We start from the raw sequence: 15,572 nt of genomic DNA on the forward strand, positions 1-15,572 counted from the left end.
GCCGACGCCGACCGGACGCGGGGTGGGACCGGCTCCGCCGATCAGGTACGCGCCCGGGCGGCGGCACGGGCAATGGCTCGAACGAAGGGAGTGCGCTGGTGATCGCCTCGATCAGGGGGACGGTGGCCGAGATCGGTCTGGACCGCTGCGTGGTGGAGGCCGGCGGTGTCGGCGTCCTGGTCCATGCGACGCCGGCCGCGCTCGCGGGCTTGCGGCGGGGCGAGGAGGGCACGCTGCACACGGAGCTGGTCGTGCGCGAGGACTCCCTGACGCTCTACGGCTTCGACTCCGTGGACGCTCGCCGCCTCTTCTCGACGGTGCAGACTGTTTCCGGCGTGGGCCCGCGGCTCGCTCTGGCGATCGTGGCCACCCTCGAGCCCGACCAACTGGTGAGGGCGCTGGGGACCGAGGACGTCAAGGCGCTCACGCGTGTGCCCGGGGTGGGCAAGCGCACCGCCGAGCGGATGGTGCTCGAACTCAAGGACAAGGTCGGTCCCGTCCGCGACTCCGGGGGGATCGGCGACGGTCCGGGGCTGCAGGCACCCCCGGCGGCGACCGAGGTGGCCGGGGCCCTCGAGGGACTGGGTTTCTCCGTCACCGAGGCGGAGAAGGCCGCCACCGCCGTCCTGTCGACCGATCCGGACCTCGGCCCGGCGGAAGCGCTGCGGTTGGCGCTACGTTCGCTCGGTAGGCGCTGATGACGGGGCCGTACGGGGACGGGGTCGGGGATGCTTACGCCCCGGGCGCCGGTGACGGCGTGGACGCCGAGCTGTCCGCGACGTCGACCCCGTTCGACTCCGATGTCGAGGGCGCCCTGCGTCCGCGGAGCCTGGGGGAGTTCATCGGCCAGGAGACGGTCCGTGAACAACTCGACCTGGTTCTCACGGCGGCGACCCGTCGCGGTGTGGTCCCGGACCACCTGTTGTTCTCCGGTCCGCCGGGCCTGGGAAAGACCAGCCTCGCCATGATCGTGGCGGCCGAGCTCGGCGGGTCGCTCCGCATCACTTCCGGGCCCGCCCTCGAGCGGCCGGGAGATCTCGCCGCCATGCTCTCCAACCTCATCGAGGGCGACGTGCTGTTCATCGACGAGATCCACCGCATCGCGCGCCCGGCGGAGGAGATGCTGTACCTCGCCATGGAGGATTTCCGGATCGACATCATGGTGGGCAAGGGGCCCGGTGCCACCTCGATTCCCCTTGAGATCGCTCCGTTCACGCTGGTCGGGGCCACCACGCGGTCGGGTGCGCTCACCGGCCCGTTGCGGGATCGCTTCGGGTTCACCGCGCACATGGACTTCTACTCGGACGCCGACCTGGCCCGGATCGTCTCGCGGGCGGCCCAGATCCTCGAGATCCCCGTGGAGCCGGAGGCGGCGGTGGAGATCGCCGGGCGCTCCCGCGGGACGCCCCGGATAGCCAACCGCCTGCTCCGTCGCGTGCGCGACTACGCGGAGGTCCGGGCGGACGGGCGGGTCACGGTCCCCGTCGCGCGCGCGGCGCTCCGCGTCTACGAGGTGGACGAGTTGGGCCTGGACCGGCTCGACCGTGCGGTCCTGCGTGCGCTGCTGGTCCAACACGAGGGCGGGCCTGTCGGTCTGAGCACGCTCGCGGTGGCCGTGGGGGAGGAGTCGAGCACGCTGGAGGAGGTCTGCGAGCCCTTTCTCGTCCGTGCCGGGTTGCTCGCCCGCACCCCCCGCGGACGGGTGGCCACCGCGGCGGCGTGGGAACACCTGGGACTGCGCCGCGCGGATCGCGACCCGGAGGAACCGATGCTGCCGGTGGAGACCGAGACGGGACCCGGCCCGCGCGGGTGACGACGCAGGTGGCATCCTCGAACGAGACCGGTCCGACGCCCGGACCCGACACCTTCGGACCCCGAACCGACGGGTCCAGAGCCGAGAGGACCCCGTATGGGACTGGAACTGCTGCTGCCCGTGATGATCATCGCGCTCGTCGCGCTGATGTTCTTCCAGAGTTCCAAGCAGCGACGGGCGATGAAGGAGCTGCAGGAGATGCAGGCCTCCCTCACGGTCGGCGATCAGGTGCTCACCACCTCGGGACTGCACGCGTCCGTGGTGTCGGTCGCGGAGGAGAGCCTGGTCCTGGAGATCGCCCCCGGGGTCCGGACGCAGTGGGACCGCAGGGTGATCCGGGAGAAGCTCGACCCCGGTACCTCCCCCGGACCGGCCGCCGGGACGGACGGCGCTGGTTCCTGACTCGCACCTACCGACGAGTAGTGTGATGGGGCCGTCCAGCCGGAGGCCTCTGCTGAAGACCGAGAGAGATCCCCTGTGTCACCAGTCCGTTCTCGACGCGTAGATGCCCGCCCCAGGCCCTGGGCCCTACTGTCCGCCTTCTCCCTGGTGTTTTTCGTCCTCTTCCTCGCAGCATTCGCCGTGGCCGAGAGAGGCCTCACACCCAAGCTCGGCATCGACCTCCAGGGCGGCACCCGGGTCACGCTGATCCCGATCGGGCAGCCGGATGAGCAGGATCTGCGTCTGGCCCAGGACATCATCCGCGATCGGGTGGACGGCCTCGGCGTGGCCGGGACTTCGGTGGTCATCGAGGGGAGCAACATCGTCCTCACGGTGCCCGGCGAGGACTCGAGCCAGGCCCGCGACCTAGGAACCACCTCGCAGCTGACGATCCGCCCCGTCCTCGAGGTCCAGCCGGTCGCCGAGGGGGACGTCGAACCCGTCGATGCCGCGGTCGGTGACCGAGAGGCGGTCGCCCGGGCGGTGGAGGAGGCCCTCGAGGTCCGGCAGGGCGATCCCCAGGAGCTCGCCCAGCGCCTCCCGGAGTTCCGGTGCCCCGAGAGGGAGATCACCGCGGGCTTCGAGGACCAGGCGCAGGCGTTGATCGCGTGCGGCGAGGGGGCGAAGTACGTACTCGGCCCCGTGCCGTTGCTCGTCGGTGAACCGGAGGACGGGGAGCGCCTCGACGGCCAACAGATCGTCAAGGACTCGGTGGGCTCCGGATTCAGCCAACAGGCCGGCCAGAACGAGGTCTCGTTCCGCTTCAACGCGGGCCCCGGCCAGCAGGGCAGTGCCACGTGGTCGCAACTGACACAGGAGTACCTGCAGCGTCAGATCGCCATCCTCCTCGACGGTGAGGTCATCAGCGCCCCGGTGGTCCAGGGCGTGACACCGGTCGGATCGGCCACCTCGATCACCGGCAGCTTCACGATGGACGAGGCAGCGGCGCTCGCCGCGAACCTCCGGTTCGGTGCGCTGCCGATCTCCTTCGAGGATCCGAACGTCGACAACGTGCCCGCCTCGCTGGGCCTGGCCTCCCTCGAGGCCGGGTTGCTCGCGGGCGCGATCGGGTTCCTGCTCGTGTTCCTCTACACGGTGTTGTACTACCGGCTCCTCGGCGTGATCGCCTTCTTCTCCCTGGCCGTCTCGTTCCTGATCACCTACGTGATGCTGGTGTTCCTCGGCTACACGGTGGACTACAGCCTCGACCTGGCCGGTGTGGCGGGCCTGATCATCGGTATCGGTATGACCGCGGACTCCTACGTCGTCTTCTTCGAGAGGATCAAGGACGAACTCCGGGACGGACACCGGTTCAGATCCTCGGTACCCAGGGCGTGGAAGAGCGCCAGTCGCACCATCATCACCGGCAACGTGGTGAGTCTCATCGGCGCCGTGGTGCTGTACCTCCTGGCCACCGGTGAGGTGCGCGGCTTCGCCTTCACTCTGGCACTGAGCACCGTCATGGACGTCCTCGTGGCCTTCACCGTGCTGTGGCCCCTGGTCTACCTGGCCTCCACGAAGCCGTTGTTCACCAAGCCATGGGCCAACGGCCTCGGCCGGATGGAGGCACTGCGGGTCGACTCCGCCGAGCGACGCCGCCTCGAGCAGGACGCCGAGAAGGCCGGACCCGATTCGGGCTCCGGTGGCACCCGCGGCGTGTCGGCGACCGTGCGTGGTCCTGACGGGCCGCCCTCGGATCCGGGTCCGGCGACCCCGGGCGTGACGATGATCCTGCCGCGCCGCGACGACTCCGAGGAGGAGGGCCGATGAGCGCCCCCGGAACGAGCGACACCACCGACATGACCGACACGACGGGACCCGACCAGCCGGAGAGCCTGTTCAACCGTCTCTACACCGGCACCGGCGCGTTCCGCATCGTCCAGAGGCGCCGCCTGTACTTCCTCCTCACCGGTGTGATCGTCGCGATCTGCCTGGCGAGCATCATCTTCCGGGGGTTCACCTTCGGGATCGACTTCACCGGCGGCACCAAGCTCACGATGCCGGCCGGGGACGCAGACCAGGGCCGGGTGGCCGCGGTCGTCGAGGAGGCACTCGGACAGGAGCCCCAGACGGTCCAGATCGTCGGTGCCGGTGCCGCGCGCATCGTCGAGGTGGAGACCGGGTTCCTCACCAGTGACGAGATCTACGCGACCAAGCTCGCACTCGTCGAGGAGTTCCAGCCCGTCGCCGCGAGCGGTGAGGTCTCCATCGAGGCCATCGGTGACTCCGCACGCAGTGAGAGCTGGGGCGGGCAGGTCACCCGGCAGATGATCATCGCCCTCGCCGTGTTCATCGCGATCGTCTTCGGCTACATGGCGTTCCGCTTCGAGTGGCGCATGTCGGTCGCGGGCGTGGTCGCGCTGTTCTTCGACGTCATCACCACGGCCGGCATCTACTCGCTCCTGGGGTTCGAGGTGTCGCCCGCGACGGTCATCGGCCTGCTCACCATCCTCGGCTTCTCCCTCTACGACACGGTGATCGTGTTCGACAAGGTGGACGAGAACACCCGCGGAGCCAAACACTCCTCGAGCAGCACCTATGCGGAGGAGGCCAACCTCGCCGTCAACCAGACGCTCATGAGGTCCATCCACACCACCATCATCGGGATCCTGCCGCTCCTGGCCCTGCTCGTGATCGCGGTCTGGATCCTCGGGGTGGGCACGCTGCTGGACCTGGCCATCGTCCAGGTGGTCGGGATCGTCACGGGGACGTTCTCGTCGATCTTCCTCGCGACACCGCTGCTGGTGCTCCTCAAGGAACGCGACCCCGCCACGAAGCGCCAGACCGCCAAGGTCCTGGCCCGCCGGGAGAAGGTCGGGGCCACCGCATGACGGACCACACTGTCACAGAGCCGTCGCCGGCGATCATCTCCGCCGTCGAGAGATTGATGCGCAGGGTCGAGGACTTCCCGGCGGCCGGTGTGCAGTTCTGCGACCTCACGCCGGTTCTGGCCGACCCCGACGGTTTCGCCGCCGTGGTCACGGGGCTCGTGGCGGGCCGCGAGATCGGCTCGGTGGACTACGTGGCGGGGCTGGACGCCCGCGGCTTCCTGCTCGCCGGGGCGGTCGCGGTGCGTCTGCACACCGGGGTGCTGGCCATCCGCAAGGCGGGCAAGCTCCCACCGCCGGTGCACTCACGCTCGTACGAACTCGAATACGGGGCGGCGACGTTGGAGCTCCCCGCCGACGGCCTCGACCTCCGCGGGAAGCGGGTGCTCGTGGTGGACGACGTCCTGGCCACGGGAGGCACCCTCGGGGCGGCCGTCGGTCTCCTCGAAGACTGCGGCGCCGTGGTGGCGGGGTTGTCCGTGGTGCTCGAGGTCCCCGGCCTCGGGGGTAGGGATAGACTGGCCGGCACACCGCTGACCTGCCTCACGGTCGCGTGACCACCGCCCGTCGTTGACGGATCGGACCCGGAGGGAGGAGCCGGCATGACCAATCGGCAGGATCCCGCCGCGGGCACAGACGCCGGCCCGCAGCCCGCGCCCGCGGAGCAGCCACAACCCAACACGCAGCCCCTCCCGGTGATACCGGGTGCGCGCCCCTCCGCCGGCAGGCGCGTCCGGGCCAGGTGGGCTCGTCGCCTCACCTCCGGGTTGACGGTGACGTCCACACCCGCCGTCCTCGAGCCCCTGGTCCGTGTGCACCGGATCCACCACGCCAAGGCCGACGTGGGGTTGCTCGCGCGTGCCTATGCGCTCGCGGATCGCCAGCACGAGGGGGTGTTCCGGAAGTCGGGGGACCCCTACATCACCCATCCACTGGCGGTGGCGACCATCTGCGCCGAGATGGGTATGGACACCACCACCCTCGTCGCGGCGCTGCTGCACGACACCGTGGAGGACACCGACTACTCCCTTGAGTCCCTCGCCTCGGATTTCGGGGACGAGGTCGCGCACCTCGTGAACGGCGTCACCAAACTGGACAAGGTCGACTTCGGTGAGGCAGCCGAAGCGGAGACCATCCGCAAGATGATCATCGCGATGGCGCATGATCCTCGGGTCCTGGTGATCAAGGTCGCCGACCGCCTGCACAACATGCGAACGATGCGTTTCCTGCCTCCGGAGAAGCAGGTCAAGAAGGCTCGCGAGACCCTCGAGGTGATCGCCCCGTTGGCTCACCGCCTCGGCATGGCCACCGTGAAATGGGAACTCGAGGACCTGGCCTTCGCGATCCTGGAGCCCAAGAAGTACCAGGAGATCGTGCGACTGGTCGCCGACCGGGCGCCCAGTCGGGACGTGTACCTGGGCACGGTGATCAACCGCGTCCGAGCCGAACTGGAGAACGCGCACATCCAGGCCCGGGTCGAGGGCCGCCCCAAGCACTACTGGTCGATCTACCAGAAGATGATCGTCCGGGGACGCGAGTTCGACGAGATCCACGACCTGGTCGGCATCCGGGTGCTGTGTGAGGACGTGCGGGACTGTTACGCCGCGATCGGCGTGGTCCACTCCACCTGGAAACCGATGCCGGGGAGGTTCAAGGACTACATCGCCCAACCCCGGTTCGGCGTCTACCGCTCACTCCACACCACCGTGATCGGGCCCGACGGCAAACCGTTGGAGATCCAGATCCGGACCCACGAGATGCACCGCAACGCCGAGTACGGGATCGCGGCGCACTGGCGGTACAAGGAGACTCGCGGCAAACATCACGGCGACCCCGCCGAGGTGGACGAGATGGCGTGGATGCGCCAACTGCTGAGCTGGCAGCGTGAAGCCGCCGATCCGGGGGAGTTCCTCGACTCGCTGCGTTTCGAGATGACCAGCAAGGAGATCTTCGTCTTCACGCCGAAGGGCGACGTGATCAATCTCCCCGTCGGCGCGACGCCCGTGGACTTCGCGTACGCGGTCCACACCGAGGTCGGCCACCGGTGCATCGGTGCGCGCGTCAACGGCAAACTCGTCGCGCTCGAGAAGCCGCTGGAGAACGGCGAGGTCGTCGAGGTCTTCACCTCCAAGGACCCCAACGCCGGCCCCAGTCTGGACTGGCAGAAGTTCGTCGTGTCCGGTCGGGCCAAGAGTTCGATCCGCCAGTGGTTCGCCAAGGAGCGGCGGGAAGAGGCGCTCGAACGCGGCAAGGACCTCATCACCCGCGAGGTACGGCGCGGGGGAGTGCCCGTACACCGGGTCTTCTCCAACGAGTCGCTCGCCGGCGTCGCACGGGAACTGGGATTCGCCGACGTCACCGCCCTCTACACGGCGATCGGGGAGAACCACGTCTCCGCCAAGCAGATCGTGGGTCGGCTCGTCGCCGCCCACGGGGGAGTCGACGAGGTCACCGAGGAGCTGGCGGACCGCTCACGGGACAAGAACATCACGTCGAACCGGCCCGCGCCCGCGGGCCCCGGGATCCTCGTGGGCGGGGTGAAGGACGTACACGCCAAGCTCGCGCGTTGCTGCATGCCGGTACCCGGCGACGAGGTGCTCGGGTTCATCACCCGCGGTGGCACGGTGAGCGTCCACCGCACCGACTGCACCAACGCCTCCGACCTGCACCGGGAGCCCGAAAGGCTGGTCAAGGTCGAATGGGCACCCCAGCCCGGGGCGGTGTTCCTGGTGGCGATCCAGGTGGAGGCACTCGACAGGCACCGGCTCCTGTCGGACGTGACCAAGGTGCTGGCGGACGAGAAGGTCAACATCCTGTCCGCGTCCGTCCAGACGGCGGGGGACGATCGAGTGGCGATCTCTCGGTTCACCTTCGAGATGGCCGATCCAAAACACCTCGGACACGTCCTCCAGACGGTCCGAGGTGTCGAGGGGGTCTTCGACGTCAACCGGATGACATCGAACTGAGCCGGGTGGTCCGGCCCCGGGGATCACCTCTCGGGGAGGCCTGACTGGGCGTCGACGACCACGGTCTCGATCGTGACGGGGCGCCTCGGGACCTGGTTGTCACGGTCGGTCGGGTCATCGCTCTTCACACCGGTCTCGGCGATGTCGTCGAGGACCTCGAGGCCCGACTCGCCGACCGTCCCCATGACGGTGTACTCCGGCGGAAGGGCGGAGTCCTCATACACCAGGAAGAACTGGCTGCCGGCACTGTCGGGGGCCTGTGACTTGGCCATGGCGACGGTTCCACGGGGGTAGATGGCGGCGCCCGAACCGTCGTCGGCGAGCTCGAGGGCGTCGGCCGCGGGGGGCTCGTCCACCACGGAGTAACCGGGCCCGGACAGGCCGGTGCCCGTCGGGTCACCGCACTGCAGGACAGACAGACCCGGGTCCTCCTCCGAGACGGTCAGACGATGACACTCGGTGTCGTCGAAGTACCGCTGCTCGGTGAGGTGGACGAAGCTCGCGACGTTGCAGGGGGCTCCGGAGCGATCGAGCGTGAGGGGGATCTCACCGCGATCGGTGGTGATGGTGATCTCCGCGATGCCCTGCCTGGCCTGGTCACCCGACGGTGGCTCGGCGTCACGCTTGGTGTCGTCGATGGTCTCGACCTGTGCGTTGAACTCTTCGACCTCCGCCACCACCTCGGCGCCCTGGTCCTCGAACTCGGCGGGATCGAGGGGCTCGGGGGTTTCAGTATCGGTGGGGTACTCGCAGGTCAGCCAGTTCGCGGCGTACTCCTCGGCACGCTTGCGGTCGTAGTTGATCCAGGCGACCACCCCGACGATCCCCAACAGGACCGCGACGACGACCGACGCCGCGACAATCTTGAGTTGCTTCTCACGACGGGCCTGCGCCTCCATCTGCTCGCGCAGGCGTTGACGCGCCTCTGCTCGGCGTTCCTGATTGGTGGACACTGACCCTCCTGGGTACCTGGACTAGGCTGGAACAGTCGGCTGAAGCCGCGGTGGGGACTGGTAGAGCAGACCACAGCGCTCCAGCCCAGGGGTCTTGTCTACCAGGTCGGGCCGAGACTGCTGTGCACCACTCCGGTGTACCGCCCAGTCGGCCCGGGGGTCCGCGACGGACGTCGTGGGCGATCGAGGAAGGGAGTACGGGACGTGCAGATCATCGGGTTCCCGGCAGGGATGTTCCAGACCAACTGCTACATCGTGTCCGACGCCGCAGGGGACTGCGTGATCGTCGATCCGGGCCAGGACGCCGAGGAACAGGTGCGGCGGCAGGTCTCCGAGGCGGGGCTGAGGCCCCGAGCGGTCCTCCTGACCCACGGCCACCTGGACCACATCTGGAACGCCCAGCAGGTCGCGGACCACTACGGCGTGGCTGCGTACATCCACCCGGAGGACCGCGTGATGCTCTCCGATCCGGGCCAGGGCCTCTCGCTCGACCTGTCCGCCATGCTCAAGGACATCACCTTCACCGAGCCGGCGGAGGTCATCGAGGTGTTCGACGGTGACACTCTGCGATTCGGGTCGATGACCTTCGATGTGGACCACGTCCCCGGACACAGCCCGGGGTCGGTGTCCTTCCGGATCATGGTCGACACCGAGGAGGGACGGCGAACGGTCGTGCTCGGGGGCGACGTGTTGTTCCAGGACGGGGTCGGGCGCACCGATCTGCCCGCGGGTGACACCGATGTCCTCATGCAGTCGATCTCCAAGAAGTTCCTCACGCTGGACGACGACTCGGTCGTGCTCCCCGGGCACGGCCCCTCCACCACCGTCGGCCGGGAACGGCGGTCCAACCCGTTCCTGCGTGACCTCTAGAACGCCTTCCCCGAACCACCCACCGAGAGACGCAAGGATCCACCACACGTGACCGGCACCCAGAAGAAGTCCGCGCTCAAGGCACCGAAGGGGGTGCCCGACTACGTTCCCCCGACCTCGACCGGGTTCGTCGCGGTCCGGGATGCGATCACCTCCGCCGCCCGGCGGGCGGGCTACGGGCACATCGAGCTGCCGATCTTCGAGGACACCGCGCTGTTCGCCCGCGGCGTGGGGGAGTCCACCGACGTCGTCTCCAAGGAGATGTACACGTTCGAAGACCGTGGCGGCCGGAGCGTCACCCTCCGGCCCGAGGGGACCGCCGGCGTAATGCGTTCGGTCATCGAGAACGGGCTGGACCGCGGTCAGCTCCCGGTCAAGCTCTGTTACGCCGGCCCGTTCTTCCGCTACGAACGTCCCCAGGCCGGTCGGTACCGGCAGTTGCAGCAGGTCGGCATCGAGGCGATCGGGATCGACGACCCCGCCCTCGACGCCGAGGTGATCGCGGTGGCGGACGAGGCCTTCCGCTCCCTCGGGTTGACCGGGTTCCGGCTGGAGCTCACCTCGCTCGGGGACGACTCCTGCCGGCCCGCGTACCGGGAACGGCTGCAGGCGTTCCTCGCCGGGCTGGACCTCGACGAGGCCACCCGGGAACGTGCACGGGTCAACCCGCTGCGCGTCCTCGACGACAAGCGCCCGGAGGTCCGTGGGCAGCTCTCGGGCGCCCCGCTGATGATCGACCACCTCTCCGAGGGGAGCGCCGCGCACTTCGCCGAGGTCCGGTCGCACCTCGACGCGCTCGGCGTGGCCTACGAGGTCAATCCCCGGATGGTCCGCGGCCTGGACTACTACACCAAGACCACGTTCGAGTTCGTCCACGACGGACTCGGCGCCCAGTCCGGGATCGGCGGTGGCGGACGCTACGACGGATTGATGGAGCAGCTCGGCGGACAGGCTCTGTCCGGCATCGGGTTCGGCATCGGCGTCGACCGCACGATGCTCGCGCTGCAGGCGGAGGGGATCGACCATGCCGCGGGCGGTCGGGTGGACGTGTACGGCGTCGCGCTCGGCGCTCCGGCCAGGGCCGCGCTGGTGCCCGTGCTGGCCGAGTGCCGTCGCGCCGGTCTCCGCGCCGACATGGCCTACGGCGACCGCGGCATGAAGGGCGCGTTCAAAGCGGCCGACCGGTCGGGCGCCGCTGTCACCCTTGTCGTGGGTGAGAACGAGCTGGCGTCGGGCACCGTGGTGGTCAAGACGATGGCCACGGGTGACCAGACCCCGGTCCCGCTGGACTCGGTCGTCCCCCACGTCACGGGTCTCGTCACTCCCTGATCCGTCCCCGCCGGGGCTACAACCGCACGCCGAAGGTGTCGCAGGCCTGCATGGATCCCTGGTCGTAACCGGTCAGGAACCACTGGCGCCGCATCTCCGACGAGCCGTGGGTCCACGAGTCGGGGTCGACCCGGGCGCCGCCGGACCTCTGGATGTGGTCGTCCCCGATAGCCTCGGCGGTCTGGATGATCGCGTCCACGTCACCCGGGGTCAGGCTCTCGAGCAGTGGCTCCGCGCCGCCGGGGGCGGGGGTCGAGGTGGCGTAGTGGGCCCACAGCCCGGCGTAGCAGTCGGCCTGGAGCTCGACCCTGACCGCGCCCGACGACGCGCCCTGTGGATCCTGCTGGGAGCGGCGGATGTCACCGAGCATCGTCTGGAGGTGGTGCCCGAACTCGTGCGCGACCACGTACATCTGGGCCGCGCCGGCGGGCGATCCCCCGAGCCGACCGACCATGACCTCGTCGAAGAAGGGCGGGTCGATATAGACGTCCTGGTCGGCCGGGCAGTAGAACGGCCCGACGTCGGAGGAGGCCGCGCCGCAGGCGGTGTCGACGTCACCGGTGAAGATGGTGGTGTGAGGCTGGACCCACCGCATCCTGGCCTGGTCGGGGAGTTGTGTGCCCCAGACGTCCTCGAGGCTTTCCGTGGTGGCGACGATCCGGCAGACAGTGTCCGTGTTGGCCTGCCCGAGGTCGCACTGGTCGATGTGGGTCTGGAACTGCTGCGCCGAGTCGGAGGTCTGGCCCCGGCCGCCGTCGCCCTGATCCAGGCCGAGTAGTCCCGGGTCGACCCCGAGGAAGAGGGCGACCAGGACGACGGCGAGGCCGCCGACACCTCCACCGACCGCCACCCCCCGGCGACCCCCTCGACCACCGCGGCCCGCGCCGGAGACCCCGCTGGTGTCCAGGCTCCCGCTCTGCCGGAACGTCATGTCCGCCGCCTTCCCCTCCGCGGGGTTCCGTCCCGCCCGTGCGCTCCGCGACACCCCGATCCGGAAGAGCACCGTAGTGGTCGACACTCTATTGGTCGCGGGGGGCCGGTCGCAGCCGACACGGGGATCGCCGACGGGTGGACGTAGACTGTGCGTCGTCCGAACCCGGGGCCGACCGCACGAGCCGCGGTGGGTCCGATCGCCGTTCGCCGACCACCCCGCTTTTCCGACGAGAGGACCACCGCAGTGCTGCGCACCCATTCCGCCGGCCAGCTCCGAGCCGCCGACGCCGGGGACACCGTCACCCTGGCCGGCTGGGTCGCGCGCCGCCGGGATCACGGCGGGGTCATCTTCGTCGACCTCCGTGACTCCACCGGTGTGTGCCAGGTGGTGTTCCGCTCCGAGGAGATCGCCGAGCGTGCGCACCGTCTCCGGAACGAGTTCTGCGTCTCCGTCACCGGGGTCGTCGACCGCCGCCCCGAGGGGTCGGAGAACCCGAACCTCGCCTCGGGTGAGGTCGAGGTCGACGTGGTCTCGTTCGAGGTGCTCGGTGAGGCCGCGGCCCTGCCGTTCCAGCTCGACGACGAGGTGGGCGAGGAAGCGCGCCTTCGTCACCGCTACCTCGACCTCCGGCGTGAGGGGCCCGGGGCCGCGCTACGGCTGCGGTCGAAGGTCAACACCGCCGCACGGGGCGTCATGGCCCGCCACGATTTCGTGGAGATCGAGACGCCCACGCTCACCCGGTCGACCCCCGAGGGCGCACGCGACTTCCTCGTGCCCGCGCGCCTCCAGCCGGGCACGTTCTACGCTCTCCCACAGTCGCCGCAGCTGTTCAAGCAGCTCCTCATGGTGGCCGGGATGGAGAAGTACTACCAGATCGCCCGCTGCTACCGGGACGAGGATTTCCGTGCGGACCGCCAGCCGGAGTTCACGCAGCTGGACGTGGAGATGAGCTTCGTCGACCAGGACGACGTGATCGCGATCGCGGAGGAGATCCTCTCCGAGGTGTGGGCCACGGCCGGCTACCAGATCACCACGCCGATCCCGCGCATGACCTACGACGAGGCGATGCGTCGCTTCGGTTCGGACAAGCCGGACCTGCGCTTCGACATCGAACTGGTCGAGTGCACCGAGTTCTTCGCCGACACCCCGTTCCGGGTGTTCAAGGCCCCGTACGTCGGCGCGGTGGTCATGAAGGGCGGGGCGTCGCAGCCCCGTCGTCAGCTCGACGCCTGGCAGGAGTGGGCCAAGCAGCGCGGAGCCAAGGGGCTGGCGTACATCCTCGTCGGACAGGACGGCGAGCTGGGCGGACCGGTCGCCAAGAATCTGTCGGACGCGGAGCGCGCCGGGATCGCCGCCCACGTGGGCGCCGAGCCCGGAGACTGCGTCTTCTTCGGCGCCGGGGCGGTCAAGTCCACCCGTGCGCTCCTCGGTGCCGCACGCGGCGAGATCGCGGACAAACTCGGACTGATCGACCCGGAGGCGTGGGCGTTCACCTGGGTGGTCGACGCCCCGATGTTCGAGCCCGCCGACGATGCCACGGCCGCCGGTGACGTGGCGGTGGGCTCGGGGGCGTGGACCGCCGTGCACCACGCGTTCACCTCGCCGAAGCCGGAGCACCTCGACACCTTCGACACCGACCCGGGATCTGCCCTGGCGTACGCCTACGACATCGTGTGCAACGGCAACGAGATCGGGGGCGGGTCCATCCGCATCCACCGCAAGGACGTCCAGGAGCGGGTGTTCGGCGTCATGGGCATCTCGCAGGAGGAGGCGCAGGAGAAGTTCGGCTTCCTGCTCGACGCCTTCTCCTACGGCGCCCCGCCGCACGGCGGCATCGCGTTCGGTTGGGACCGCATCTGTGCGCTGCTGGCCCGCACCGACTCCATCCGCGACGTCATCGCGTTCCCCAAGTCCGGCGGCGGAGTCGACCCGCTGACCGATGCTCCCGCACCTATCACCACGCAACAGCGCAAGGAGTCAGGGATCGACGCCGCGCCGGCGCAGCGCGGCAAGGGCACGCAGGCGGAGCAGGCCTCAATGGAGTAGCAGCACAAGCGAGCGGGCATCCGCCGCCGTAGACCGGGCCCGCGGTCCTCTGTCCATGAGAGGGCTGCGGGCCCCGTCGTGGGACCGACTCCGCGCTACCGGCCCGTGAGTCAGAGGTGGAACGCCTCGAGCGCCGGGCGGCCGTCCATCCCCGCGTGGTCGAGGCCGAACAGCCGAGCAACGGTCGGCGCCACGTCGAGGGTGCGGACCGGGCGGTCGACGGTGGCGCCGCGACGCACGACCCGGTGCCCGCCACCGATGAAGAACGGAATCCCCAGGGTGACCTCGTGTCCGTGGTTGCCGGGGATCGGGTTGGAGAACGGGGTGGGGTCGGAGAAGCGCCAACCGGGATGGCACGTGGCCACCAGGTCGCCACCCCGCTCGCCCAGGGAGAGCTCTGCCGGGTCGTAGAGGCGGTTGACACCCGGGAGCGCACCGACGACCTCACGAAGTCGCCGCAGCGAGGCGTCGCGCTCGTGCGCGGGCCCGAGGTAGGCGAACGTGTCCGCCCCGCCGTTCTGGGCAATGCCGAACCGCCCACGGATCGCCGCGTCCGCCTCGATAGCCCCGGCTGCACTGATCAGTCTCAGAGGCTCCGACCAGTCCATCCCGTGATCGGCCAGGACGATGACCACCGAGCGCTCCCAGCGGCCGGTCGAGCGGAGGAACTGTTCGAGATCCCAGAGCTTGTGATCGGAATTGGCGACCGCCTGGTTGCGCGCCAAGCGCAGTGAGGTCCCCGACAGGTCCATATGGCCGAAGCGGTCCATGTCACCGAGGTTGACGAAGGTCATCCGGGGAGAGTGGTCGGTGATGGTCTGCTTGAGGGCCTCGACGGTGAACCAGTCAAGGGAGTGGTCGGTGATGGGCACGAGTGGGAACGGCGCCCACTGCACGCTCGCGCGCCCACCGAACAGGCCGTGGAGGTAGTCCTTGCTGAGCACGCTCGCGGTGGTCAGGCCCGCCTCGGTGCGGATCCGGTCGAGCACGGTCGGCGCGCGGAGATCCTCGGGCCGGTCGAGCGTCCTGTCGGTGCCGGCGGCGTGGTCCCAGATCGAGTTGGCGGGAACCCCGTTGCGCTCGGGCAGGACGCCGGTGACCATCGCCGCATGGTTGGGGAGCGTCTCGGCGATCATCACCGAGGACGCGTCGGTGAACCTGGTCCCCTCCGAGGCCCACCGGTGCAGCGTGGGGGCCTGCACGGGGTTGAGCTCGTCGGGCCGCATGCCGTCGGTGACCAGGACGTAGACGTCGAGGTCGTCGGCGACCGGTCGCGTGGGGTTGGCCCAGACCGGAGCCGGGTCGGCGAGCAGGGTGACCCCCACCGCGCCCGCAGCGGCGACCACACCGGCCCCGGCCAGTGCCTCCCGACGGGTCAGGGTGGGGCCGTGG

Annotated in this window: 13 protein-coding genes; 10 read left to right on the plus strand and 3 right to left on the minus strand. The window is 69.5% G+C overall.

Going from position 1 to position 15,572, the window contains the following annotated elements; all coding sequences use genetic code 11:
* Window positions 1–98: 98 nt before the first annotated feature.
* The 7 genes from ruvA (at window position 99) to G6027_RS03055 (ending at window position 8,048) form a co-directional block, all read left to right on the plus strand.
* Window positions 99–698 (plus strand): Holliday junction branch migration protein RuvA, encoded by a 600-nt coding sequence (ruvA, locus tag G6027_RS03025; protein ID WP_182635305.1) that lies wholly within the window; start codon window positions 99–101, stop codon window positions 696–698.
* Window positions 698–1,813, plus strand: a complete 1,116-nt coding sequence (gene ruvB, locus G6027_RS03030) for a Holliday junction branch migration DNA helicase RuvB (protein ID WP_241726757.1) — start codon at window positions 698–700, stop codon at window positions 1,811–1,813. Before ruvA ends, ruvB begins: the two co-directional genes overlap by 1 nt.
* 96 nt (window positions 1,814–1,909) lie before the next feature.
* Window positions 1,910–2,215 carry a preprotein translocase subunit YajC gene (yajC, locus tag G6027_RS03035; protein ID WP_182635306.1) on the plus strand — a complete coding sequence of 102 codons (306 nt, stop codon included), beginning with the start codon at window positions 1,910–1,912 and terminating at the stop codon, window positions 2,213–2,215.
* A 147-nt stretch (window positions 2,216–2,362) separates the two neighbouring features.
* Window positions 2,363–4,024: a protein translocase subunit SecD gene (gene secD, locus G6027_RS03040; protein WP_182635307.1), complete on the plus strand. Its 1,662-nt coding sequence runs from the start codon at window positions 2,363–2,365 to the stop codon at window positions 4,022–4,024.
* Window positions 4,021–5,085, plus strand: coding sequence for a protein translocase subunit SecF (gene secF, locus G6027_RS03045; RefSeq protein WP_182635308.1), 1,065 nt, complete (start codon window positions 4,021–4,023; stop codon window positions 5,083–5,085). Before secD ends, secF begins: the two co-directional genes overlap by 4 nt.
* A complete protein-coding gene (locus G6027_RS03050) occupies window positions 5,082–5,639 on the plus strand; it encodes an adenine phosphoribosyltransferase (RefSeq protein WP_182635309.1) in 558 nt (185 codons plus the stop codon). Before secF ends, G6027_RS03050 begins: the two co-directional genes overlap by 4 nt.
* Window positions 5,640–5,684: 45 nt before the next feature.
* The gene (locus G6027_RS03055; RefSeq protein WP_182635310.1) at window positions 5,685–8,048 is read left to right on the plus strand and encodes a bifunctional (p)ppGpp synthetase/guanosine-3',5'-bis(diphosphate) 3'-pyrophosphohydrolase; all 2,364 of its coding nucleotides are present in this window, start codon (window positions 5,685–5,687) and stop codon (window positions 8,046–8,048) included.
* A 23-nt stretch (window positions 8,049–8,071) separates the two neighbouring features.
* Here G6027_RS03055 and G6027_RS03060 read toward each other — a convergent pair whose 3' ends face one another.
* A complete protein-coding gene (locus G6027_RS03060; RefSeq protein WP_182635311.1) occupies window positions 8,072–9,001 on the minus strand; it encodes a peptidylprolyl isomerase in 930 nt (309 codons plus the stop codon).
* 204 nt (window positions 9,002–9,205) lie between these two features.
* Here G6027_RS03060 and G6027_RS03065 point away from each other — a divergent pair, with 204 nt between their 5' ends.
* Both G6027_RS03065 and hisS read left to right on the plus strand, forming a co-directional pair.
* Window positions 9,206–9,871, plus strand: a complete 666-nt coding sequence (locus tag G6027_RS03065; protein WP_182635312.1) for an MBL fold metallo-hydrolase — start codon at window positions 9,206–9,208, stop codon at window positions 9,869–9,871.
* Window positions 9,872–9,919: 48 nt separating this feature from the next.
* Window positions 9,920–11,200 carry a histidine--tRNA ligase gene (gene hisS / locus G6027_RS03070; RefSeq protein WP_182635313.1) on the plus strand — a complete coding sequence of 427 codons (1,281 nt, stop codon included), beginning with the start codon at window positions 9,920–9,922 and terminating at the stop codon, window positions 11,198–11,200.
* A 16-nt stretch (window positions 11,201–11,216) separates the two neighbouring features.
* On the opposite strand, the gene G6027_RS03075 is transcribed toward hisS, so the two are convergent.
* Window positions 11,217–12,131 carry a neutral zinc metallopeptidase gene (locus G6027_RS03075; protein WP_182635314.1) on the minus strand — a complete coding sequence of 305 codons (915 nt, stop codon included), beginning with the start codon at window positions 12,129–12,131 and terminating at the stop codon, window positions 11,217–11,219.
* Between the two features lie 246 nt (window positions 12,132–12,377).
* On the opposite strand from G6027_RS03075, the gene aspS reads away from it, so the two are divergent.
* Complete coding sequence (gene aspS / locus G6027_RS03080) at window positions 12,378–14,180, plus strand: aspartate--tRNA ligase (protein ID WP_182635315.1); 1,803 nt, start codon at window positions 12,378–12,380, stop codon at window positions 14,178–14,180.
* A gap of 110 nt (window positions 14,181–14,290) precedes the next feature.
* Here the strand turns inward: aspS and G6027_RS03085 are convergent.
* A partial coding sequence (locus G6027_RS03085) for an alkaline phosphatase family protein (protein ID WP_182635316.1) occupies window positions 14,291–15,572 on the minus strand: 1,282 nt, incomplete at its 5' end.

It is taken from the genome of Dietzia sp. SLG310A2-38A2 (assembly GCF_014145095.1).
GTDB lineage: Bacteria > Actinomycetota > Actinomycetes > Mycobacteriales > Mycobacteriaceae > Dietzia.